The 23,137-nt window shown below is 61.7% G+C and carries 20 protein-coding genes; 5 read left to right on the forward strand and 15 right to left on the reverse strand.

Annotated elements, in window-relative coordinates:
- Window positions 1-4: 4 nt before the first annotated feature.
- Entirely contained in the window at window positions 5-280 is a 276-nt protein-coding gene (locus tag AAG612_RS12050) for an ArsR/SmtB family transcription factor (protein ID WP_123639991.1), read from the forward strand.
- A gap of 51 nt (window positions 281-331) precedes the next feature.
- On the opposite strand, the gene AAG612_RS12055 is transcribed toward AAG612_RS12050, so the two are convergent.
- The 7 genes from AAG612_RS12055 to AAG612_RS12085 form a co-directional block, all read right to left on the reverse strand.
- Window positions 332-1,285, reverse strand: coding sequence for a cation diffusion facilitator family transporter (locus AAG612_RS12055; protein ID WP_342510392.1), 954 nt, complete (start codon window positions 1,283-1,285; stop codon window positions 332-334).
- A 2-nt stretch (window positions 1,286-1,287) separates the two neighbouring features.
- Window positions 1,288-1,920 carry a cation diffusion facilitator family transporter gene (locus AAG612_RS12060; RefSeq protein WP_278322083.1) on the reverse strand — a complete coding sequence of 211 codons (633 nt, stop codon included), beginning with the start codon at window positions 1,918-1,920 and terminating at the stop codon, window positions 1,288-1,290.
- The gene (locus AAG612_RS12065; protein ID WP_229658168.1) at window positions 1,917-2,288 is read right to left on the reverse strand and encodes a SpoIIAA family protein; all 372 of its coding nucleotides are present in this window, start codon (window positions 2,286-2,288) and stop codon (window positions 1,917-1,919) included. The genes AAG612_RS12060 and AAG612_RS12065 overlap by 4 nt, the downstream gene beginning before the upstream one ends.
- A gap of 22 nt (window positions 2,289-2,310) precedes the next feature.
- Window positions 2,311-5,574: an efflux RND transporter permease subunit gene (locus AAG612_RS12070; protein WP_342511197.1), complete on the reverse strand. Its 3,264-nt coding sequence runs from the start codon at window positions 5,572-5,574 to the stop codon at window positions 2,311-2,313.
- A gap of 58 nt (window positions 5,575-5,632) precedes the next feature.
- Window positions 5,633-6,742 (reverse strand): efflux RND transporter periplasmic adaptor subunit, encoded by a 1,110-nt coding sequence (locus tag AAG612_RS12075; RefSeq protein ID WP_342510399.1) that lies wholly within the window; start codon window positions 6,740-6,742, stop codon window positions 5,633-5,635.
- Window positions 6,743-6,807: 65 nt separating this feature from the next.
- Window positions 6,808-8,061: a TolC family protein gene (locus AAG612_RS12080; RefSeq protein WP_342510401.1), complete on the reverse strand. Its 1,254-nt coding sequence runs from the start codon at window positions 8,059-8,061 to the stop codon at window positions 6,808-6,810.
- A 65-nt stretch (window positions 8,062-8,126) separates the two neighbouring features.
- Window positions 8,127-8,465 carry a hypothetical protein gene (locus AAG612_RS12085; protein ID WP_342510403.1) on the reverse strand — a complete coding sequence of 113 codons (339 nt, stop codon included), beginning with the start codon at window positions 8,463-8,465 and terminating at the stop codon, window positions 8,127-8,129.
- 236 nt (window positions 8,466-8,701) lie between these two features.
- On the opposite strand from AAG612_RS12085, the gene AAG612_RS12090 reads away from it, so the two are divergent.
- On the forward strand, window positions 8,702-12,424 hold the full coding sequence (locus AAG612_RS12090) for a hypothetical protein (protein ID WP_342510406.1): 3,723 nt from the start codon (window positions 8,702-8,704) through the stop codon (window positions 12,422-12,424).
- Between the two features lie 33 nt (window positions 12,425-12,457).
- Here the strand turns inward: AAG612_RS12090 and AAG612_RS12095 are convergent, their stop codons facing one another.
- The 4 genes from AAG612_RS12095 to AAG612_RS12110 all read right to left on the reverse strand — a co-directional run bounded on the left by AAG612_RS12095 (window position 12,458) and on the right by AAG612_RS12110 (window position 16,190).
- Complete coding sequence (locus AAG612_RS12095) at window positions 12,458-12,766, reverse strand: hypothetical protein (protein WP_342510408.1); 309 nt, start codon at window positions 12,764-12,766, stop codon at window positions 12,458-12,460.
- Between the two features lie 373 nt (window positions 12,767-13,139).
- Window positions 13,140-13,730 (reverse strand): 7-cyano-7-deazaguanine synthase, encoded by a 591-nt coding sequence (locus AAG612_RS12100; RefSeq protein ID WP_342510410.1) that lies wholly within the window; start codon window positions 13,728-13,730, stop codon window positions 13,140-13,142.
- Window positions 13,727-14,917 (reverse strand): PfkB family carbohydrate kinase, encoded by a 1,191-nt coding sequence (locus tag AAG612_RS12105; protein WP_342510411.1) that lies wholly within the window; start codon window positions 14,915-14,917, stop codon window positions 13,727-13,729. Before AAG612_RS12105 ends, AAG612_RS12100 begins: the two co-directional genes overlap by 4 nt.
- 457 nt (window positions 14,918-15,374) lie before the next feature.
- Entirely contained in the window at window positions 15,375-16,190 is an 816-nt protein-coding gene (locus AAG612_RS12110; protein WP_342510413.1) for an 8-oxoguanine DNA glycosylase, read from the reverse strand.
- Between the two features lie 13 nt (window positions 16,191-16,203).
- On the opposite strand from AAG612_RS12110, the gene AAG612_RS12115 reads away from it, so the two are divergent.
- Window positions 16,204-16,539: a helix-turn-helix domain-containing protein gene (locus tag AAG612_RS12115; protein WP_342510415.1), complete on the forward strand. Its 336-nt coding sequence runs from the start codon at window positions 16,204-16,206 to the stop codon at window positions 16,537-16,539.
- A gap of 106 nt (window positions 16,540-16,645) precedes the next feature.
- On the opposite strand, the gene AAG612_RS12120 is transcribed toward AAG612_RS12115, so the two are convergent.
- Complete coding sequence (locus AAG612_RS12120; RefSeq protein ID WP_342510417.1) at window positions 16,646-17,155, reverse strand: GIY-YIG nuclease family protein; 510 nt, start codon at window positions 17,153-17,155, stop codon at window positions 16,646-16,648.
- A gap of 274 nt (window positions 17,156-17,429) precedes the next feature.
- On the opposite strand from AAG612_RS12120, the gene AAG612_RS12125 reads away from it, so the two are divergent.
- Window positions 17,430-17,900 carry a Panacea domain-containing protein gene (locus AAG612_RS12125; RefSeq protein WP_342510420.1) on the forward strand — a complete coding sequence of 157 codons (471 nt, stop codon included), beginning with the start codon at window positions 17,430-17,432 and terminating at the stop codon, window positions 17,898-17,900.
- Between the two features lie 453 nt (window positions 17,901-18,353).
- Here AAG612_RS12125 and AAG612_RS12130 read toward each other — a convergent pair whose 3' ends face one another.
- Window positions 18,354-20,045: a VRR-NUC domain-containing protein gene (locus tag AAG612_RS12130; protein ID WP_342510422.1), complete on the reverse strand. Its 1,692-nt coding sequence runs from the start codon at window positions 20,043-20,045 to the stop codon at window positions 18,354-18,356.
- Between the two features lie 18 nt (window positions 20,046-20,063).
- A complete protein-coding gene (locus tag AAG612_RS12135; protein WP_342510424.1) occupies window positions 20,064-20,438 on the reverse strand; it encodes an excalibur calcium-binding domain-containing protein in 375 nt (124 codons plus the stop codon).
- Between the two features lie 573 nt (window positions 20,439-21,011).
- On the opposite strand from AAG612_RS12135, the gene AAG612_RS12145 reads away from it, so the two are divergent.
- Window positions 21,012-21,956 carry a hypothetical protein gene (locus AAG612_RS12145; protein ID WP_342510425.1) on the forward strand — a complete coding sequence of 315 codons (945 nt, stop codon included), beginning with the start codon at window positions 21,012-21,014 and terminating at the stop codon, window positions 21,954-21,956.
- Window positions 21,957-21,991: 35 nt separating this feature from the next.
- Here the strand turns inward: AAG612_RS12145 and AAG612_RS12150 are convergent, their stop codons facing one another.
- On the reverse strand, window positions 21,992-22,768 hold the full coding sequence (locus AAG612_RS12150) for a hypothetical protein (RefSeq protein WP_188642660.1): 777 nt from the start codon (window positions 22,766-22,768) through the stop codon (window positions 21,992-21,994).
- Between the last annotated feature and the right edge of the window lie 369 nt (window positions 22,769-23,137).

Consider the following 23,137-nt stretch of genomic DNA (forward strand, 5'->3'; position numbering starts at 1 on the left):
GAGAATGGAAAAGATGGATGCCGTCGCGAAACTCAGTGCCTTGGCCCAGCCAACCCGGTTGGAGATATTCCTGGCCATAGCGCGAGCGGCCAACGGCATCACGTCCAGCGAGGTTGCCGAGCAGACCGACACCATGCCCAACAACACCTCGGTGCACCTATCGGTATTGCGAAACGCGGGGCTGGTCTCTTCGACGAAGGAAGGGCGCTCAGTCACCTACAGGGCAGAGCGAGGAGCCGTGCAGAGGCTGGCGACCTTCCTCTCCGAAGCCGCCAAGTAATACCGCATCGAACAGATAGGTTCCGGCCGCCCGTGCTTTTCACGTGCGAGTTCAATCCTCGGATACGCGTCCGGAATGCCCGGCTTGGGCTATCAGTCCCTCGTTGCAGTCCGTTGCGAGGCAAGCTTCCAGCGTCGTGTGTTCGATACCGAACCGAGAGGAGACGCGCAGCCGCACCGTTCGCTTGACGTCTTCGAACCGTTCGAGAGACGAATGGGACGGCAGGATATGCACTTCGAGGGCGCGGCGGTGCTCTCCCAGGTTCCAGACATGCAGATGGTGGATGCTCTCGACCCCATCGATCGCCTCGAGCTCGTCCATGATCTCATGCAGTTCGACGTCATCGGGCACCGCACCCATAAGCAGGCGAACCGTGCGCGGCATCAACGAAAGCCCCTGCCAAATCACATAGGCGGCGATGATGACGGTGATGACCAGATCGGCCAAGTAGAGATCGTATAGCAGGATCAGGATCCCGGCGACGATCACCCCGACGGAGGCCATGGCATCCGACACATTGTGCAGGAACGCCGCCTTCATGTTGATGCTGTCCTTGGCGCCGCGGTGGGTGATGAAAGCGGTCACCAGATCGATCACCAATGCCACGCCCGCAACGGCGATCACCGTCCATCCTTCGATCGGTTGCGGATCGGCGAAGCGGTTGATCGCTTCCACGAGCAGATAGAAGCCGATAATGAGCAGCGTCGTCAGATTGATGAGCGCGGCGACGACCTCGCCCTGCGCATAACCGAACGTCATCCGTCTGTCGGCGGGACGCCTGCCGATCCTCCGGGCGAACCACGCGAGGCCGAGCGAGGCGGCGTCACTGAAGTTGTGAAGGGCGTCGGCAATGAGAGCCAGCGAACCCGAGACGATCCCGCCGACGATCTGAGCGAGCGTAAGCAGGACGTTGATCGCGACCGCGAAGATCAGCTGGCGATCGCTCAGGTTCTCCTCGCCGTGGCTGTGGTGACCATGCCCACCATGTGTGTGTTGATTGCTCATGTTCAGAACTGATCCCCCTTCCGATGCTCGCTCCCTTCCTCGTCATGAATGTCCATGTGGGCATCGCGCAGGATCTGGATGCCGCCATAAAGGGCAATGCATGCCACAGCGACGCCTACCACCAGGTCGGGCCAATTCGCGCCGGTGAGCATCACGACGATCCCCGCGATGATGATCCCGCCATTGGCGATAAAATCATTGAAGCTGAAGGTCGTCGCTGCGCGCATGCTGACGTCCTTGTCCTCCGTCCGCTGGAGCATCCGCAGGCAGATCAGATTCACCACGGCTGCGACTGCCGCCATCGCCAGCATCATGAATCCACCTGGCTCCGAGCCTTCCACGAACCGACGCACGGCATCGGCAATGACACCTGCCGCGAATACCAAGAGCATGACCCCGGAGAACCGCGCCGCACCACGCTGCCAAATGCGCGAGCGGGCCAGCGCGAGCAGGCTGAGCGCATAGACTATCGCGTCGGACGAGTTGTCTAACCCGTTCGCCAAGAGCGCGTTCGAGTCCGCGAAGTAGCCGACGACGAAGAACCCGATCGCGATCGCGACATTCAGCCAGAGCACGATCCACAGCGTCCGGCGCTTCCCGGCCGAACCGAGATCGATATCATGGTCGCCACTCATGCCGTGTCTGCCCCGGATCGGGCCCAGTTCTCGGCAACCTGGCGCTGGAAGGGCTCGAAGAACTTCATTTCGGCGCGGATGAGAGGATCGGAGAACCTGGTGCCCCATTCCTCCCATTTCGCATCGCCGACGATGGCAATCCTGCCAAAGCTGTCCTGATGATGCGCGTCGAACTTGAGGTCGCGCCATAGTCCAGGCAGATCCCAGCCTGCAAAATCGGGCGCGAGTTCGATTACCATCGGCAGCTTGCCGGGCTTTCGCCCGACAAGCTGTTCGAACCGAGGCACGAAGTCATCGTAGTCCGAGCTTTCGAGTTGGCCACTCGCGCGTATCCGCAGCAGCCCGTTCTCTTCGTCTATCTTCAACATCGTATTCTCCTTTCCCGGACGATCATGCGATGTCCGTCAGTTCGCGCTGCTCGTCGCTGGTCACGTTTCGACGCAGGCGATCCCACCACTTCTCGCGCCAGCTGCGCTCATCGTCCGATCGATTGAGCACGAGCCGCGCGATCGCGGGCAGGACGAAGAGCGTAAGCGCGGTCGCGGTAATCAATCCGCCGATCACGACAGTGGCCAGCGGACGCTGGACTTCCGCGCCAGTGCCGGTCGCAAGGGCCATAGGCACGAAGCCGAGCGAGGCCACCAACGCTGTCATCAGCACCGGTCGCAGCCTCGCCAGTGCGCCATCGGAGATCGCCTCATCGAGAGGCATTCCCTTGTCGAGGCGCTGGCGTATCGCGGTCATCATCACGAGCCCGTTCAATACCGCGACACCCGATAGAGCGATGAAGCCCACGGCAGCGGACACCGAGAACGGCATCCCCCGTAAGGCAAGCGCGAAGACCCCGCCTGCCAGTGCCATCGGGATCGCGCTGAACACCGCCAGCGCTGGCACCCATCCGCCGAGCGCCATGAACAGGAGCAGCAATACCAGCGCGAAGCAGACCGGAACGACGAGGGCGAGCCTCGCCTGCGCGGCCTGGAGGTTCTGGTATTGCCCGCCCCATTCGATGAAGGAGGCAGCCGGCAGTTCGACGCTTTCGGAGACGCCTGCCCGGGCCTCCTCGACAAACGACCCGAGATCGCGTTCGCGCACGTTCGCCGACACGATCACCAATCGGCGACCCTGCTCCCGGCGAACCTCGGCGAGACCATCGACCACCTGGAAATCCGCCAGCGTGCGAAGCGGGACCGTGACCCCGCTTTCGAGGACTATGGGCAGAGCGCCGAGCTGATCGAAATCGTCCCGGGTCGCATCCTCGAGCCGCACGACGACATCGAAACGGCGGTCCCCCTCGAATACCAGTCCCGCCGGGCGACCACCCAGCGCGATGGCCACTGATTGTGCGACCTCCTCCACGGTCAGACCGTATCGGGCGATCGTCGGGCGATCGAAGGCGATGTCGAGCGTAGGAAAGCCAGTGACCTGCTGGACCTTGACGTCGGCAGCACCCTCGACGCCGCGCAGCACCTCGGCCACTTCTCCGGCTGACCGGGTCAGCGCGGTAAGGTCGTCTCCGTAGAGCTTGACCGCCACGTCGCCGCGAACACCCGCGATCAGCTCGTTGAAGCGCAGTTCGATGGGTTGACTGAATTCGTAGAGGTTGCCCACCAGACCGCTGAGCGACTCCTCCATCTGTGCGACGAGTTCATCCTTCGACAGGTCGGGATCGGGCCACTCTTCGCGCGGCTTCAAGATCACATAGGCGTCGGACGCGTTCGGCGGCATCGGATCGCTCGCGACCTCGGCCGTGCCGGTGCGCGAGAAAACCAGCTCGACTTGCGGGAAGGTCTCGAGCCTGTCCTCCACCTGTCTCTGCATGGCGAGCGAGCGCTCGAGCGAAGTCGACGGTATCCGCAGCGACTGAACCGCGATGTCGCGTTCATCCAGCTGCGGTGTGAACTCGCTGCCGAGGAAGGTGAACACGAAAGCCGCTACGGCGAAGAGCCCGGCGCCCGCACCGATCACCGGCCAGGGACGTGCGATGGCGCGGCGCACCGCCGGGCCATAGCGTTCCTTCGCCATCCGAACGGGCTTGACCTCCTTCTCGGTCAGCTTGCGATTGAGGAGCACCGCGATCATCGCCGGCACGAAGGTCAGGGACAGCACGAAGGCGGAGGCGAGTGCCAGCATGACCGTGATGGCCATGGGCGAGAACGTTTTGCCCTCGACCCCCGTGAAGGTGAGAAGCGGCGCGTAGACCAAGAGGATGATCGCCTGACCGTAGACGGTCGGCTTGATCATCTCCTGTGCAGCCAGCCGTGTCTCCGTCAGCCGTTCGCCGAGGCTGAGCAATCTGCCTTCGCGGTGCTGTCTGGCGGCGAGCCGCGCGACGCTGTTCTCGACGATGATAACGGCGCCATCGACGATAAGCCCGAAGTCCAGTGCCCCGAGGCTCATCAGGTTGCCCGAGACACCAAGCCTGTTCATTCCCACGGCGGCCATCAGCATGGATATCGGAATGACCAATGCGGCGATGATCGCAGCACGGATATTGCCGAGCATCAGGAACAGGACTGCGATCACCAGAAGCGCGCCCTCGACGAGGTTCTTCTCGACCGTGGCGATGGTCGCATCGACCAGCGACGAGCGGTTGTAGACGATCTCGGCGACCACTCCGGCAGGGAGCGAGGCGCGGACTTCTTCCAGTCGCTCGGCCGAGGCGGCAGCCACGGTGCGGCTGTTCTCGCCACTGCGCATCAGGACCGTGCCAACGACCGCCTCCTCGCCATTGAGCGAGGCTGCCCCGGTTCGCAGATCGCCGCCGATGCGCACCGAGGCGACATCCCCGATCCGGATCGGAACGCCCTCGCGGGTCGCGACCACCGCCTGTTCGATGTCCTGGGTGCCCCCAAGACGCGCATCGACGCGGACGAGCAGAGCCTCTCCGGCGCGATCGACAAAGTTGGCGCCTTCGGCGAGGTTCGCCGCTTCCAAAGCATCGATCAGGGAGTCGAACGACAGGCCATAGCCGGTAAGACGGGCAGGATCGGGCTGGACGAGGAACTGCTTCTCATAGCCGCCGATCGAATCCACCCCGGCAACGCCGTCAATCGAGCGCATGAGCGGAGCCACGACCCAGTCCTGCACCGTGCGAAGATAGGCTGCCTTGGCGACCTCGGTGTCGAGGCGATCACCGCGTTCGGTGATGAAGCTCCCGTCCGACTGCCAGCCTGTTCGACCACCCTTGGGCGCATCGCGACCTCCCGGATACTCGTATTCGATCGTATACATGAGGACCTCGCCCAGGCCCGTCGAGATCGGTCCCATCGTGGGCTCTGCTCCTTCCGGCAGCGAGGCACCGATCGGAGCGAGCCGTTCGTTCACCTGTTGGCGTGCGAAGTAGATGTCGGTGCCTTCTTCGAAGATCGCGGTGACCTGGCTGAAGCCGTTACGCGAGATCGAGCGGGTCATCTCCAGCCCCTCGATCCCGGCAAGCCCGGTCTCGATGGGGAAGGTTACCTGCGTCTCCACCTGCGAGGGAGAGAGTGCAGGCGCGCTGGTGTTGATCTGCACCTGCGTGTTGGTGATGTCCGGCACCGCATCAATCGGAAGGCGCAAAAGGTTCATGGCGCCGTAGATCGCTGCGAAAACGGTGAGGACGATGACCGCCCAGCGGAACCGCACGGCGATGTCGAGGATGGCACCGATCAAACCGTGGCGATGGCTGGCCGTATCGGTGTGAGTATCCACGGCGGGCTCGTTCTGAGTCTCAGTGACCATGGGTCGCGCCCTCCTTCCCGAGTTCGGCCTTGAGCAGGAAGGCATTGGCGACAGCGATCCGCCATCCCTCCTGAAGACCGGAAAGGATCGTCACTTGACCAGCGGATCGTGTTCCAAGCTCAACTTCGCGAGCCTGGAAGCCGGTCTTCGTCCGGACGAAGACCACGTCGCGTCCTTCAACCACCTGGATGGCGTCCTCCGGCACCGCGATACGGTCGCGGTCGATCTCGCCCGAAGGCCTGATCCGCGCCTGAAGGAAGGCACCCGGCTGAAGCCCCGGAACGCCGCGCGATAACGACAGGACCGCAGTCGCACTGCGGCTCTCCGGATCGAGCGAAGGCGTGACCGAACGAACCCGGGCCCCAATTTCCCGACCGTCGCCGACCACCAGCACGGCCTCGTCACCAGGTTGAATGCGAGAGGCTTCGGCCGAAGGCAGCGCCACCTCGATCTGGAGTCCATTGGGATCGACCACGCGGTAGAGTTCCTCGCCGGCATCCACGAAGGCCCCGAGCACAATCGGTGCCGCGGTGATCCTGCCGGCCAGGGGAGAGGTGACCGCCAGCGAACGCCCGTCGCCGCTGACGCCAGCTGCCGCTACCGCGGCCTGCGCCCGCTGAAGTTCCGAACGTGCCACGCTGAGATTGGCCCGCGCGGCTTCCAGATCCTGGCGGGCCGTGACATTTTCCTCGAACAGACGCCGCTCGCGTTCGTAGGCGGCAGACAACTCGCTCACCCGAGCGCGCGCTGCGCTCACCTGGGAGGCGAGTGCAGCGGCATCCGCGCTTTCGATGCGGGCGACGGTCTCGCCGCGCGCCACATAATCGCCCAGCGTTTTGCCGACGGAGCGGACGACCCCCGAGGCGCGGGCGTCGATCCGAGCGGAGGCTGTGGGGCTCGCCGCGACAGTCGCCGGAAAGACAAGCTCGACAGCGGCTCCAGACCGGACGGAGGCCAGCTGTATCCCGGCCTCGCTAATCTGCTCTTCGCTAAGCGTGATCACCCCTTCAGGTGTCTCGGTCGAAGCTTCTTCCTGCGCATGGTCATCCTCACCTGGATGGTCGTCGACCTCGGAGGTTGGCCAGAATATCAGCGCCATAGCGCCAACCGCGATGACGATACCGACGAGGATCGCCAGTTTTCTGCGTGTCATTGATGTATCCTTCATTGTGCGGCCAGCCCGATCAGTTCGGCTGCGGCCAGGCCCCTCTGTTCGCGGGCGGCGATGAGCGCCTCGCGGATCGTGTCACGTGCCTCTGCGGCCGCGAGAACTTCGATCAGGGGAAAACGTCCGTTGCGATATCCGATGCGAACGAGGCGCAGCGCCTCCTCCGCCTGCGGGAGCGATGTCTGCGACAGGGTTTCGACGCGCGCTTCGGCACCAAGATACCTTGCCCGGGCCGTGGCGACCGCCTGCTCGTAGTCTGCGAGAGCCACCGCTTCGCGAGCGTTCGCTGCACGCAACCGAGCCTCGGCAGCAGCGATGTTGCCCTGGTTCCGGTCCCGAAAAGGAAGGGGGATCGAAACGCCGACGAGGAAGGCATTATCGCCGCTTTCCCCGAAGCGCCGCACGCCCGCGGAGACCGTCGGATCGGGAATACGCAAACTTCGCTGCCGCTCGATTTCCGCCGCAGCAGCAGTGCTCTCAGCTCGCGCGACCCTGTATGTGAGGCTTTCCTGCGCCTCGGACAAAAACGAAGGCGGCGGAAGGATATCCGGAAATTCCGCCGGAACGAGCGGCGCTTCACCGCCGGCCCATAGAGTTGCGAGCGCTGTTCGAGCCGACAGACTCTCCGCCTCTGCCTCAACCAGGCGCGCGCGCGCTTCGGCAAGGGCCGCATCCGCCCTCAATGCGCGTAGAGGCGGCTCGCGGCCAACCTCTACAAGGACACCAGCAATGCGAGCCAGTTCCTCGTTACGCGCCACGACATCTTCGGCAAGTTCGACCCGCGCAGCCGCTGCAGCAGCTGCGAGATATCGCTCGCGCACCAGCTGTCCCAGTTCGACCGTGGTAAGGTCGGCCCTGAGAGATGCCAGTTCGGCCTGGGCTTCTGCCGCACCGATCCGCGCGGATCGCTTGCCGCCGAGTTCGAGACGCTGGCCGACGGAGAGCGTATATTCGGTAGACTGGAGACCCGAGAATGCGCCGCTGCCGGCGACGTTCTCGACGTCGAACGAGATCTCGGGGTTCGGGCTCAGGCGAGCCTGATCGACAAGCGCGACCGCCGCGTCGGTTTCAGCGCGGGGCCCCACGAGGCGGGGGTTGGTGATGGCGGTGTCGGCCTCAGCGGCGACCCCGCTGAGTTCAAGGGCGTCGTCGAGCGTGACGACACGCGGGTCCTGCGCGCTGGCAGGTCCCGTGGACAGGGCGAGTATCAGCCCCCAGACGGGGGCTGCTCGCCACGATATGGCGAACATGGATGGGTATTCCTCTGCTGACGTTCAGTTCGGCGTCGGAAAACAGGTCCGACGCGCGGCGAACGTCAGGCGCGAGGAGGAGGGGTTGCGAGTTCGGTCAGATTGGACGCGAACGAGGGCTGGTCGCCAGCGCGTAGGCCGCTCATCACCGAGCCCAAGATGAAGGCGTCAGACGACCGTCCGACAGCCTGCGAAGCATGATGGCAATGGCCATGAGCGCAGGCGCCGTGCTTCTCAGGCCCCCTGTCATCATTGCCGGGTTCATCGTGCTGCTCGAGCTGGGATGCTACCGGAGGCTCTCCCGCGCATTCGGCCGCATCCGCCACCGGCGCCCACAGGACACTGAATGCAGTGCACAGCGTGACGAGCTGCAGCACGAGGGAGCGGGCGAAGAGCCGGGTCATCGGTCGTCCGTTAGCAGCAGGAGCACCGCTACGAAAGAATAATCTTAAAAGACGAAATGTGATTTCATTACAGCGCGGTGGTCTAATCGTGCTGAGCGGCTCGAAAAAACTCAACCGATCCCATCTCATATTCTCGAGGCACTCATCTTGTCAGGACACGCGGAGCATACCGTAGCCTCATTACCGGACGAGCAAGCCCAATTGCCTATCGCGACAAGCCCAGCCATCTACATGGCATGGAACTGGAAGCAATGGCGACGGCGGGAGCGGTCCTCGACATCGAATCTCTGACGGCGACGCATGAGCGGCTGTGCCGACGGCTGCGCAAGCTCGATCGAAACGCAACCTGCGGCATGGTCGCAGGGCTCATGTTCGATGCCGGTCTTCAAGGCGGTATACTTCGACTGGAGGTGCTCGCCCACTTGGCGGCTGCGCATTGCGATGGACACGAAGAACCCTCGGCTGCGCGGATCCGCGATTTCCTCAATGATGACCTCGCGCGCGGGTCCGTATGGCGTCTGGAGGATCCCTCCGAAGACGTCTTCGTCTCCAACATCACCACAGGGGCCGGCGACTTCCGCATCCTAGAAGGAACCTGGGAAGCGAACGCCGCCTATACCCAGAGCTGTCTCTCTGCGCTCAACAGTGCAATCGCAGATGGTCACGAATGGGCCCAGCACGGAATGCGTCAGGCAAACGCGTTGTTGGCAATTGGCGAGGCGGTAGCGGAGCGAGCAGGACTGCGACGCTACCAAGCTGGTGAGGGCAAGCCGCGTGACCGGTTTCGGTTCGATACCGCGAAGGCACTACGTGCATGCGCAGCTGTCACTTTCACCGAGGCGGAACTGCGCGCGATTGGTGTGGAACCGTTCGACCTTCTCCCTTTCGACTTCTCGCGCGTCGATCCGCAGCTGTTGCGCAACGAAACCATCAACTGGACGAGCCTTGAGCGGCGGCCCGTCTCGCGGACGGAAGATGGCATCCTGGTGCTGCTTCCCACGGCAATTGGCGCGGCGGTCCGCCGCCGCGCACTGGAACTCGCGAGGGATAACCAAGCGGGGGATGCTTACGAAGGACATCTAACCGAACATCAATTCTTGGGGGCGGTAGGGGACGCCGTGCGCGGACTCGACCTGAGCCCCGCCGCTCCACCCTGGTCGGATGTCGAAAGTCACTGCGTAGTCCAGTTATGCAGGTTCGATGCGGGAGCCTATTGTCAGGTCATATTCGTGCCGGACCGCCCAGATGACGTAATCGCGGAAGGCTTCCGTTCGGTCCAGGACGTTTCAGGGCCTGTCCGAAGGCTGATGACGCAAGCAGCGGCAGAGTGCAGCGCGCGCGATGACTACTTGCGCGGCATGACGCTGCTGGTCTTCGGTGGACAGGGCCGCGGTGTGGTCGCCGATCACGGAAGACCTCCAGACGACTGGCAGATCGTCGGGCTTGGTTACGACGACCTTTCGCTACTGGCATCCGCCGGGGAGATCGATGCACTGCGCATTTTCAGGATTCTCGAGCAGGAGGATCAACTCGCACGGCGAGGCATCCAGCTGTTCAATCCGAATGGGTTCATGAACCTCTACGGCATGGTCGAAGAGCAGGATTTCACGCTTCTGCCCGAGCAGGTCGATCACTCGGCGCCATCCATGATCCAGATGGGAACCGATCATCTCAGCAAGCTGCGCATCCGGATTAGGCAGGCGCTCGACAAGCATAGCGTTGCACGTCCTTCGAGAGGCTATCGGGCGGAGGTGCAGCGCCCTTCCGCGTTGCCCCTGTTCGAGGCGGCCAGCTCCGAAAGCGCGTTCGTGAGCGTTGACGATCTGCGTCATGGTCACCCTGCAGTCGCAATAGAGGGCAGCAGGACAATGTGGTGGCTGACGGTAGAGGTCATTGACCCGATCACTGCCGGATCGCTCCCCTTTCGAGTATGGGACATGGCACAGAACTGGCTCATCCCGCTTGCGCCAGAACTCGAAATCCATCTGGGTGAAGAATTGCCGGGGCATGTCGAGGTAGTCCTGACATTCGGACGGATTGATGAGCAGGAACTGCTGGCAGATGAAGGAAAAATCGAGCCGCCCAATGTCTCTATCGGAGGCGGGACGATCCGGATCTCCTGTGCTGAACCCTATCTTCGTTCTTTCGGCCAACCGGGTAATCAGGGCGACCGATGGATGGTGCGGGCGATCGCCTCGGGTGCCGCCGGCCTGGCAAACCAAGACACGGCTGCGTGCGCTGATGCGATGGAACGCAAGATAGTCAAGGATGACGCAGCGCGCCATCTTCACGTGTTCAACGCTGCGACGACCACGCAGATGGTGATCGCGAGTGCCGTCCATCATCCGCTTCGGAAGGTGCAACCGGAGGTCCGGGCGTGGGCCGAAGTCGGATTGGCCAGCGTCGGGGCCGACGACGAAACGAATGTAGTTCGCGGCCTCGAAGCAACCAAGTTCCTCGCTGGTTTGGTGGACGATCTATGGGCCAGTATCCGAACGAGGCTTAAAGACCTGGACAGGGCCAACGTCATCGAGATGGCGCTTCGCAATCATCATGCGGTGGACAAGGACAGGAACCGATGGCGAACGACGGCTGCAGCGGTTCTCTCCCTCCATCCCCCCGAAGAGGGTGTCCGGGTCGCCATCAACCTTGAAAGCGAGCGAGCCGAAGCCGGACTGTGCTCACGGGTCTTGGCTGAAATGGCGTTGTGCACCTCGCCTACGGAGCATGGGCGCGAGTGCTCGGTCTACGACTTTGATCAGATGATGGCGGAAATCTCCTTGATGAATGCGATCGCCTCTCGAAGTGACGAGATCCACCATGGCTTCGCTTCCGAACTCGCGGTGATGCCGAATGGCACCCTCCGCTTCGAAAACGATTTCGCCGAACAAGTTCATACCCCTTACCTGCGAGCGTCCTCCCAAGAGCAATTCGAGGCCGCTGCCGGCGACTACGCTGATATCTATCGACGTTCAGAACCATTGGAGCGGGAAGAGTATGAGGAAAAGAGGGACGCGGCATTCGATGCAGCGTTCCTGGCCGAATACGGCGTCGATCCCTTGGGCATGGCCGACATGGTGTCGTATGTCGGTCTGATCGCACTCGAACGAGGCGGAGATATCGTGCGGATGCGTCGTTCCGAACTGATCCAGCTAGCCAAGGATAGGCTCGAAATCGATGAAGACGGAATTGGTGCCCTTCTCGACACATGGTCGCTGCGACCTCGGTCCAAGTGGAACGAGAAGAAGCCCGAGGGCGCAACCGCGAGGGACTGGTGGCCGTGGCGCCATGCGCGGCGCCTCAGCCTTCTGGCGCGGCCGATCATAAATCTCGACGGTAGAGACGATCCCGAACTTGTGCTGTCTCCAATCCTCCTGGATCATGCCCTGACCTACGCTCTGCGTGCGCATTCGGGCGGACTGCCCGTCGACTTCTATCGCAGTGATGAGATGCGGAGCTGGATAGGCGCTGTCATTGATGAGAGGGGGCACGCGTTCAATCAGCAGGTCAGAGACGACCTTGAAGCACTGGGACTGGTGGCAATCGCCGAGGTCGATATGACGCGACTGGGAGGCACGAAGCGAAACGGCGACGTCGATGTGCTGGCTTGGCGACCCGCTGACGGCCGCGTCTTCGCCATAGAATGCAAACGCCTCCGCGCCGACCGGACGGTCGGCGAAATCGCCGAACGCCTCTCGGAATATTCACCGAGGTCGGCGGAGAATGCAAAAAGAGGGCCGACGGTCAAGCACACGGACCGCATTGCGGTGTCGAGGGATCATCTAGAAGACCTAGCGAAAGTTACCGGCCTGGAGGCCGGGGATATCTCTCTGGTATCCGCGCTCGTCACATCGTCATTGGTCCCGATGCAATTCAATGCCGCATTGGGGCAGGCCTTCGACATTATCACATCGGTCGCGGATCTTTCGCCCTTTGTCGCTTCTCAACACAGACGGTGAAACCGGCTCGCCATTAGGCGGATAGCCCGCTTCCTAATGCCCTTCGCCAATCTTGTCGGTTGTCCCGGCAGAGCCGATGTGGATTGCACCGCCCGCCAGGTATTCGGTGGGGAAACCAGCCGCGGCGACGATGTCTCTTCCGTTTCGCCCAACCGGCGACGCTTCGAGACCCAGCGCGGTTGCGATCATCGTGATGATTCCGAGAAGTGCCCCTGCGTCCCGCCAGAACAGCGATTCCCAATGTTGGTAACACGCTTCGTAGCGTCGACGATCACCGATGAATTGAAGGGTGATCCCGTGCCTCGAACTCAAAATCTCGTCTATCTCGTTGCGATTGAGCAAGATGGCGCCTTCGAAAGAGGAGGAGCTCCGAAGTTCGTGTGCTTCGGGATCGTATAGTCCGCACCACGGCGAGCCGTCGACGGGCAGACAGGCGATGCAGAGCGAATGGAGCCCCCCTGCGGACGGGGCCGCGCGGCTCTCCCACTCGCCGAACCTCGAATTATGGTTCCGTTCTCGAAGAAGCATGGCATGCCACAGAACAGAGGACAGTTCGCGCTCGCTGACAGAACCTCCCAGCGCGGAGCGGCGCCGAGCCAACACCTCGAAGAAACCGTCAGAACCGGTCAGGATCCGCCGGGTCAGGGGGATAGCGTGCTCAAACGCCGGCCAAGATCTCGTCGGAGCTGCTACGCCCTCGATCGGTCGAGGCTCGTTAAAGATCCCCATACACGTTCGCGATCACTTCCGCGTTCTTGTAGCAACCTCTGCAGTCGCCGCAGGCCAGTTCGCCCGTGTGACAGGAATGCGCCCATGCCAGGACGGATCGCGGAACCTTCGACTTCAAGATCAGCTCTTCGGTGGACATTTCGATCGCGGGCGCTGTCACGTTCAGTCCTCCTTCTTGCCCGGACATCAACCGGTTTAGGTCTTCGAAGAACCGGGGAAGGCCATCGGCATGCGAACCGTCGCCTCGAACTGCCCCGAATATCAGCTCCGTTACGCCCAATTGAACGGCTTTCATGCCGGCCAATGTCGCCAGCAGCTGATTTCGGAATGGCCACCATTCGGGAACCGGCGCCAGTTGGTGCGGCGCGTCGCCCGCCATGTCGCCCGAGCCAAGCTCGGGACATCTCGCGTCGATGACCGTATGCCCGATGCCGAGTTCCTCGCATACCTGACGCGAGGTTCGCGTTTCGGCGATCGCTGCAAGCTGTCCGTAATCGACGGTGATGGCTTGCTCGGGCCTCAGCCACCAAGCAAGCGCAATCGAATCCATGCCGCCCGAGAGAAGCAGTCCCTTCACGCCAGCGCCCAGATCGAATGGTAGATGGCGGTCACGAGATCCGATACGATCAGGCACCCGCTGCCCTCTGGCATCTTGGCATCCTCGTCGCGCATGTTCTGGGCTAGGCAGATGACGGGCTTGCCTTTCGCCACCGCATATCCGACCTCGAATATCGTCCCTGGATCTGAACCGCTGAGGACTGCCAACACTACATCGGCTTGGTCCAGTCCCTCGAGGTCTCGCAGCGCGACCTCCTGCGCCGTTCCCAAGCCAACATCGTGCAACGGCGAGAATACGCTAACGCCCATGTCGAGCAGACGCTGCCTGATCTCCTCGACGAGCCAGAGGTCAGCCAGAGTGAAGAACGGTGCTGCGATGTAAACCCGTCCGCTCGTAGGTGTGACCGGCGAGAGGTCCAGCGCCGCGAGTTCCTTCTTCGCGGGGATCGGCAATGAGCGGGTCGATGCATATACGGATACCGACCTCGAAGCGAGATCGGCAGCTTCCGCGGGTTCCAGGCCATCGCATGCCCAGAACTTTGTGAAAGCAGCCGAGAAGACATCCCCGGTGCCCAGCTTCCATACCGTGTCGCTGCGGTAGGCAGGAACCCGGGTTCGCGAAGTTCGCGTCGCGACTATCGCTCCATGACCGCCAAGCTTGAGAACCACGATGCTGGCATCCTGCTTCTTGATCAATGCTTCGACCATGCGTTCGGGCTCGGTCTCGTTCGTCAGCCGCCTTGCCTCGAAAGCGTTGAGGATGAAGGCGAGCTCGTCTGCCGTGGATCCATTCTCGTGGAACGGCCGGGGATCGAAGGCCGATTGCGGGTCGTATACTGCCCGGCGGGCTTCCACCCTCGCATCCCCTTCGAGCATTCCGAACCGTAGAACGACGTCGCCGCTGACTTCGATCGGTGGGTGGACGCTAATGGAATCGGGCCGCGGTGCGATCCTGGGCTCATCGAGAGAATGGATATAGCGAAAACTTACCGCATCCCGGACCTCGGGGCCTTCGATCGGGAAACCATAGATGGCCGACAGGTTTTCCAGCCCATCTGCCAACGCCGATGACCGATAGGTGACGAGCTTCAGATCATCGCACCAGCCCGAAAGCGCGGCTGCCGCGCGGCCGCCCGACCCGTATACATCGTTCCAGAACGGTTCGAGGCATTCCTCGGCGTAAACACCGCCGACGACAGCGGTCATTTCGGTTCAATCCTCAGGGCAATGAGGGCGCCCGTCTTCTGGACGACCGTCGCCTTGTAGATGTGTCCGGTGCCAATGCACTGGATGATCTTCAAGTGACCGGGGTGTGTGAGCGAACCTGCAGCTTGTCCGCCCGCGGTGCTGACCACCAAGCGATTACCGGAGGGAGTATTCTGAAGATCCACCTCAAGCACATCGCCGACCTTCAAGCCCGAAACGACGGCTGGGACCGGACTGGAGAGAGGCGCGGTCTGGACGAAGATGCAGTCGTCAGCATCGGAGCCCCCACCCGCTCCGGATCCGCTACCAGGTGAGCCACCGCTGCCGATCGAATTGCGATTGTGATCCGTTCCCGAATCCGGCCCTCTTCCAGACATTATACTTCTCCCTTGAAAGGAAGAATGATGTCCGGTGTGCACGCGCGTCAACCGCGAACATGTTCATTTCAGCGGAATACTCAGTTGACCGAAGCAAAGAGAGGAAGATCGGCTGTCGGTTCCAGCCTGCGATCGATGACTGGCTGCCTGGCCAGTTCACGCATGACGTTCCACATGACCGAATCGAGCAGCGAGGGGCGCGCTCCGATCACCTCTGCAAAGGCGAGGAATGCTTCCTCCATGGCTAGATAGTGGCGCTCCACCCTCCAGCCGGGCTCGAAGAGGCCCATATGTTCGCAGGCGCGAACGATATGGATATCGAGGATGGCGACCAGGTCGCTGTCCCGCCAGTTGCGCACGACCCACGACGCCGTCTTCGGGCCAATTCCCTTGAGGGTCATAATCCCGTCGCGCAGAGCACGATCGGGAAGACCCTGGTCGATCTCCGGCAGAGCCTGAAACGAAGATGCCAGGAAGTGCGCCTTCTGCCGCGCGAACCTGTAACGCACCTTCCGCCCCCTGACCTCGAGCGGCCTGCTCAGCAGATCCAGCACAAAGCCCTCATCCGCCATGGCCTCGTAACGTCCATCGCATTCGGATCTAATGCGCTCGTAAGCGGCGATACCGACTTCGGCGGGGATGCCGTAGCCCCCCAGAAGGCAAGCGACCAATTCGTCCTCCAAGGACTTTCCGAGCTTGTAATGCCTTGGTGCCTCCAGCCCCCACATCCAGGATTGCGCCGCCCAGTAGGCCGGCGTCTTGGGATGGTCATGCATTCCCCATCGCAAGTCCGAAATGCCGACCCCGGTGGACGCGGGAGGCAAGCGCAATTCGAGGAATGCCTCTTCTTTCAACGCGTAGACGATCTGGTCGGTTGAGAGGGATAAAGAATGCATATATGCATATTATATGCATTCCGATTCGGCAGCAAGAAGTCTTCTGGAAAAGATGGAGCGCGCCCGCCTGGCGCGTCGATTTACCCAGCACGCGGTCGCGGAGCAGCTCGGAATAACGCAGCCGCATTACAGCAAGATCGTGCGAGGAACCGCAGCTCTTACGAATGGCATGCATGACGCTATGGATGCATGGCTGAACCAGAATCCTCCGCCTCCGGTGCAGCGTGCCGATGAACTCATGCGTCTCACGCGTCGGATCGAGCGCGACGTGGCCAAACTTAATCGATTATTGGCGCAGGAGGGGCGTCGCCCGCAACGCCGCGCGCTAGCGTCGGAAGAACGACCCTAATCAGCATGTGACAGCCAAGCGCCTGGGACAGATGAGAAGTTCGCAGGTCCGCCGAACTCAGTCAGCTGCTCACGTCGCCGTCGTCCCGCCTTCGGCGTTTCACACATCAGGGAAGGTTTCCGCCTCCCTCGAAATCGGTCAATGCGTCACAATTCATGCAGTGATACATCCAGGATGCGTCCTGGAAATGCATCCCGCAAAAGCAACCGCAGAACGGGCAGCATTCGTCGATCTCCAAGTCTGCCCAGTCCCAGACGCCGACATACTCGGGAACCGCATCGCGGTCGTAGCCCACAATCTCGAACGCGTCCGCGTTCTTGGCAACGAAACCGAAACGACCCGCGTGTGCGAGATCGGCAAGAATATCGGCCGGTTGCAGGTAGAACCATTCCCGCGCCGCGACCTCGCTACCTCTATTCACATTGGCCCAAGCATACTTGGCATGCAGACGAGCCTCCGTCACAGCGTCGGATCCGTCGTCAATCCAACCGACCAATTTGAGCGGCCGCGAGTTTCCGGTCTGCAAGGCGCGACCGCGACCCTGCGGGTTGCGTGATCGCCCGATCTTCATTCGCCAATCAGCGTCGTTCTCTTCCAGAATGAAATAAACCGCCATTCGCGCCATCTAGCACACAGCCAGACGTCTGCGAGCCGTGACCGCAAGACGCGGATAGCAGTTCGCTTCCCTCGAAGGGGGACACCGGGCTCGCCTTGGGAAATCGTAGCACCTTCTACACGCTCGGCGTGCTGGGCGGTCAGCCTTCAGGCGCTTTCGTCATTTTTCGATTGGGCGACACCTGGATCTAGCCATCGATAAACCGAGGACCATTTTTACGGAAATTTCGGGATTTGAAGTTCATCTTGGAAAGGAAAACAAAGAGATGGAAGATATGGCCCGTAAGATCGATGCCCACGATGTCGCAGACTGGTTTATCAATCGGATCGACCGAAGGATGGGTGAAGTCATCACCACCGACGTTGTCCACCGGCTCCTTTACTTCGCACAGGCCTGGTATCTGGCGAACACCGGACACGAAATGTTCGAAGAGGAATTCGAGGCCTGGGGCACAGGTCCCATAATTCCCGCGATCTACGAGCGCTTCGAGCGCATGGATGTCGCGAGCTTACCGGACATCGAGAACAGCCGCACGATCAAGGGTAGCAAACTCGAGATGCTAGAATGCATCCAGAGGGATTATGGCTGCTACATGCCGTTCAAGCTGGACGAACTCGCCAAGGAGCCCGGCGGCCCCTGGCACACCGCTCGAAAGGGCCTCGCACCTCTGGCACCCAGCGACAGGGTCATCCCCAAGACCGCCATGAAGAGCTTCTACAGGGAGAAGATCAAGGATGCCGCATAACTCCGAGAAGGGCCGTATGCGCACCGACCGGCAAGATCCCCGCCCGTCCTTGGGGTCATTAGAAGATCATGAAGGGGTAACGGTGAGTTTCGCCCATTACCGGGCAGAGACGGAATGCCTTTCGAGCTGGAACAAGGCTGATCTCAAGAGCTTCGTCGGTGTCGTCGAGAAACTGCGAACGATGGATGTCACGACACTTCGAAATTCCAGTCTTTGCTCTCCGCATCGAGGCGAAGTGCGACCGGCGAAGCGTTTTACGAGACCCGACACGATCGGGAAGGACTACCGAATGCATGAGATCCGAGTAGATCGAAGCAACACAGCGCGAATGCATGGCGTGATCGAGGAATCGGTATTCTACCTTGTCTGGCTCGACCGTAAACATGAGGTGTTTCCTTGGAGGAAGAACAAGAAGTGAGTGTTTATTTCTCTCACGTTCACGCATCTCCAAGGTCATGTGGCCTGTATGATTTCTGCTAGCGTCACGTGATGCGCCAACGGATTGAGCAAATCGCGGACTAGTCGCGCCTGGCTTGCGTGTATGGAGTCAGAGGGGCCTTTGACCTCGACGAACCGAACCTCGTCGCCGCGCCAGAGCGTGAGATCCGGCCAGCCCGCTCTCAGGTCGTAGGGCGCAGAAGAAAAACGATCCGCAATGGCGGCGAGGCGTTCGTTGCCGAGCGCCTTGAAGAGGCCTTCCACGCCATCCCACCAGACGCCTGGATAGAATGCAGGGGCTTCCCCTGAACTCTTGGATATCAGAGCCCAGTTCCTTCGCAGCTGCCCGATGTCCGCTCGCCTGACGTTCGCCAGCAGATCGCCGATGGCATATCGATCCTCATCGAACGCGACGTTCTGCGCATACAGCGCCTCGATGTAGGTATCGGCGTTACGCTCCGCCAGCTTAGCGAAGGACGCGGCCTTGATAACCGTGAGGATCAAGCCTCCTTCGGTTGCGGCCCCACTCCACCCTCCATCGAGGTAGTGCTCTAGCGCGGCATTCTCGATCGACGTCCATTCGCGGAAGGCGGCACTCCTCCATAGCTTGTTTTCGCCCTTTTCAAGTTCGATGACCTCATGCTTCATGCCGAACCGGTCAGCCTGCTTTTCCAGACGTCCCTTGGGCGGTGGCTTCGTCTTCGACGTCCCCCCAACTGCGCGCCGCAACTTTTCCGAACGCCTGAAAACGCCAACCTGAGGGTCAAGCAACAGCGCGCTGTCATACGCTTCCAACGCTTCGGCATCGCGACCCAGTTTCTCGAGTAGTTCGCCCTTTGCTCTAAAGGCTCTTGCACGAAGCCAATCAGCGTCGGTGCTGCATGCTACGGCGAGGCCCTGCAGAATCGCCGCGATGTCTTCGGATGCAGCATCTGACCCGGCCTGCTCGATGGCGGACTTGATCACGTTGAGGTCACCGCGTCCAATCCGAGCGCGCTGCCACTCAGTGGCATTCACCAATCGACCGGTGAAGTCATAACCCGCGCGATCTCCGTCCTCCGTGACGACGTGAACCAGGTCAGCATCGGTATCGAATTCATAGCCGGCTATGGATACGGATTCCGGATCCCATCGGGCGAGTTCCCGTCCCGCATGCACATCAAACAGGATCAGCTTGCAGCTATCACTGCTCCCCGGAGAATTGAGCGTCCGGCAGATCGCGATCCTTCCGTTAGGAGAGAGTGCGTGATTGTCGATGTTGGCCGCTAGGGCGTGGTGTAGAAGCTGCCGTCCCTCGCTGGAGAAGCCAGCGAGCACTCCGTCGAGCCCATCCCCGAACAACCAGTCGCTTATCAATACCGTGCCGTCGTCGGCGACCTTCCCGTCCTGGGGACGCTGAAGGTTGCCTTGTGCAATCAGGCGATCGCCCTCGAGCAGGATCCATCGCCCCTCTCCGTCATACCGGTGGCCGCCTCTACTGCCATCCGGACTGCGATCCGACCAGCCAACGACATAGCGGCCATTCGGCGAGCGGGAAAACTGCCCGAAAAAGCCAAGATCTCGTATGGTGAGAAACCGATCGGAGAAGAAGTCGAGTGCGCAACGCGTAGGGTTCTTGGGTTGCGAGGGAGGGTGCCGCGGGGTTGCCGCTGTCGGAGTAGATGCGAGTTCGGCGAGCCTGCGCCAAAGTCCTTTCACGTCGACCATCCCGCTCGCGGGCGAAAACTACTCACAGCCGACACCATCGCCATCGCGATCGAGGTGCCTCGCATATCCCGGGTCGCCTCTCCTGACCGGTGCTGCCCCCGCAGCACGCGCCGCGGCGCAATTCGCATAGTTTACAGCCCCGCTTGCTGGCGGACGCTCCCGTGCTTGTGGGGCCTGAGCGCGGTGGCAATGTCGACCACCGTTCTTGCGATCATTGTGACATCCGTCGGCCGCGAGACCTCCGGGATGGGCCGAAGCAGCGGCCGCCCACACGAGCGAGACAACTGCAATGACCAGTGATCCAAGCACAAGCGCGGCGACCAGCCCGAACTCCAGCCTGATCGACCAGTTGGGCTCTTCGCCTTGCCGATCACTCCAATCCCTCAGCGACATTCGTGCCTCCCCCAATACCGGCCCCACCGAGCTGCCCAACCTCCGCGGACCATAGCACAAGACAGGTCACCGGACTTCGGCGAGATGCACCACGCGCCTGTCCGATCGCCTCCTGCAGAACCGGTCGAAACACATCGCATCGCAGGACCCGCTACGAGGACATGACCGTGGCGCCCGGTGCCGGTGGGGCGGCCGATCAAGTCGACCAATGCGTCGCGCGCCACCATCGCGTCGGCTGCGGGGCAGGGGTGACCATCGGAACAGGAGCCGTCGAGCTCGCGCGCTGCAATGCCGGCGAGCCGGATACGAGGACCTTCCTCGCACCATACAGGCCCATCGCTGTCCCACACGGCTTCGGGGGTGCAGGTGAAAGCCTCGCCGGCCCGCCGACTGCGGCTGCGAGAAGAAGAAGTGCCGACATTCGGACTTCTTACCGGACCTTCCGATCCATTCAATGGCCGTCGCACCGAGGTGCGGTGAACGCGCGCGGTCGCAGACGCCCGACAACCCTCTTGGGGTGGAGGGGAGTGGAATGAGCCAAAGTTTGCAGTTGTAATAGTTAGGAGTGGAAAAATGCCTGAACCGGATTTTGCCGGTATCGAGCCGACGCGCGTGCCCGAGGCCAAGCGCAGGTTAGCCGCCATAGACAAGTATCTGAGCTTGCCGTCTCCGACCGGCGAGGATGCCATTCGCCTCGCTCGCTCGATCGGGATAACGCGTTACCAGTTTCAGCGGCTGGTCAAGGCATGGTGCGAACACCGGAATGCAAAGATGCTCGTAGTGACCAAGCGGGGAAGAGCGACGCGCAACTACGGCATCGACCCACGTGCCAAGGCGATTGCGACCGAAGTCATCGAGGCAAGCGGCGCTGATGCGCAACTGACGAAAGTGGCGCCGATCGTCGAACAGCGCTGCGTCGAAGTCGGAGCCAAGCCACCGTCCCGCCCAACGATCTACAACTGGATACGCCAGCGCCAAGCCCAGGCCGCGAATGCGGAGGGCGCTCCCCGCATCGTGGTTGGCAGAATGTGGCCGCGGTTGGTGGTGAAGGCGCATCCCGATACCTTTCCACTCGTCCTTGTGGCTGTAGCGTTGCCGGAAAAGTGCATCCTCGCCCATCGTGTGTCCTTCGACCCGGCACGGCCGGCCTCTGTCAGAGCCCTGGTCGATGATCTGCTTCGTAAGCGTTCGACGAAGGCGATGGCCCGGCCACTGCTTTTAAGTCCGCATGACCTAAACGAGGCACGCCCATCACTGGGCGTATATGGCCTCGATGACTTGAAGAGCCACCCGCGGTCGCTCCAGCGGATCATGTCGCAGACCTTCGGAGGCGCGCTGTCGGATATTCGCGTCGTGTTTCAGATCCAGAAGGCGTTGAAGACCTCCGCGGCCAACCTCTCCCGGCAGGACGAGGCGATCAGTGAAGATTTCGCAATGGCGACAATCGACCAGGCCGTCAGCGATCACAACCGTCGTTGCGGATACAACCAGGTTTCCTTCGACATTGCCGTAGGCTGAGTCCGAAGCCAAGGTCGCCCGATGTCAGAGGCGATTCATTGTGGCTCGGCAACCATATGAAGGAGTTCGAGCACTTCCGCAGGGATCTCGCTCAAGGCGTCGGAAGCTAGAGGCTGCTTCTCTCGCATGACCTCATCATTATACTCCGCTGCCCTGATGGCGAAATGGCCCTCAAGCTCCGAACGCGACCAAGGGGTCATGTCCCCGTTCGGAGGCAGGGCATCTCCGCGCAACGTCCTTGCCGGTGTCAGGGTCAGGAGACCAAGCTTGCCGCCCACCAGCTTCTTAAAATATCGACCGAAGCGAGCGTCGCTGTCTGCGTGCTGGACATTGCCGGATATGGCTGCGTCAAGGCGCTCGACAAGCTTGGCAGTCGCTTCCTTGTCGAGCCCGGACTTGATTTCCACCTCGGTCAGTCGCCTTGCCCAGGTCGGTGGAGACAGATCGTCAAGTTTCGCCAGGGCATCGCGAGCCGCTCGCTGATAGCCTGGGAGCGCTACGGCGCTCTCCGCGACATGCCAGCCGAGTATCATCCGCGTGCCCACGTCGAGAACGACGAACAAGATCCAAGGCCGACCATCCCCCTGCGGGGCGCTGATAGCCGAACAATCGAAGCGCAGAGCGTGACCTGCCTCGCCCGTAGCCTTGACGCGCCGAATCTCTGTCTCGACGATACGGCGCAAGACCATTGGGCTCGGCGCGGAGGTTGGATCAACTCCAGCTGCTTCGACCATGTGGCGGGTCAACTGGGCGACAGACGCATCGGCGTGGGCGCGAACGACCTTACCAACAACGGCTTGAAGGGCGTTCACGACCTCCCCTTTGGACGGTCGAGCCCGAGCTGACGCGCCTGACCCTCGGCGCACCGCGAGAGAACCAAGCGATGGGTGGTCGCGCCAGGCAGCCGCAAGCCTGTAAAAGCGACTGATGCTCACGTTCGCAGTTCGGCATGCCTCTTCAATGTCGAGTTCCCCGTCGCGCCACCCTTCTATCGCATCGATCCGACGTCGCGCCAGATCGCGCCGGGAAGGTGATAGTAGCTTCCACTCCTCTTCATCAGTGGCCGGGAGCGAGCTGGGCAGCGACACCGATGCGCCGCCTTTCATGTCTCGCTTGCCACCATATGCCAGTGGTGGGCGAGCGAAGATGCTGACGTCGTTTTCTCATCCATACCTGCCGAG

The sequence above is a fragment of the Citromicrobium bathyomarinum genome (genome assembly GCF_038594605.1).
GTDB classification, from domain to species: domain Bacteria; phylum Pseudomonadota; class Alphaproteobacteria; order Sphingomonadales; family Sphingomonadaceae; genus Alteriqipengyuania; species Alteriqipengyuania bathyomarina_B.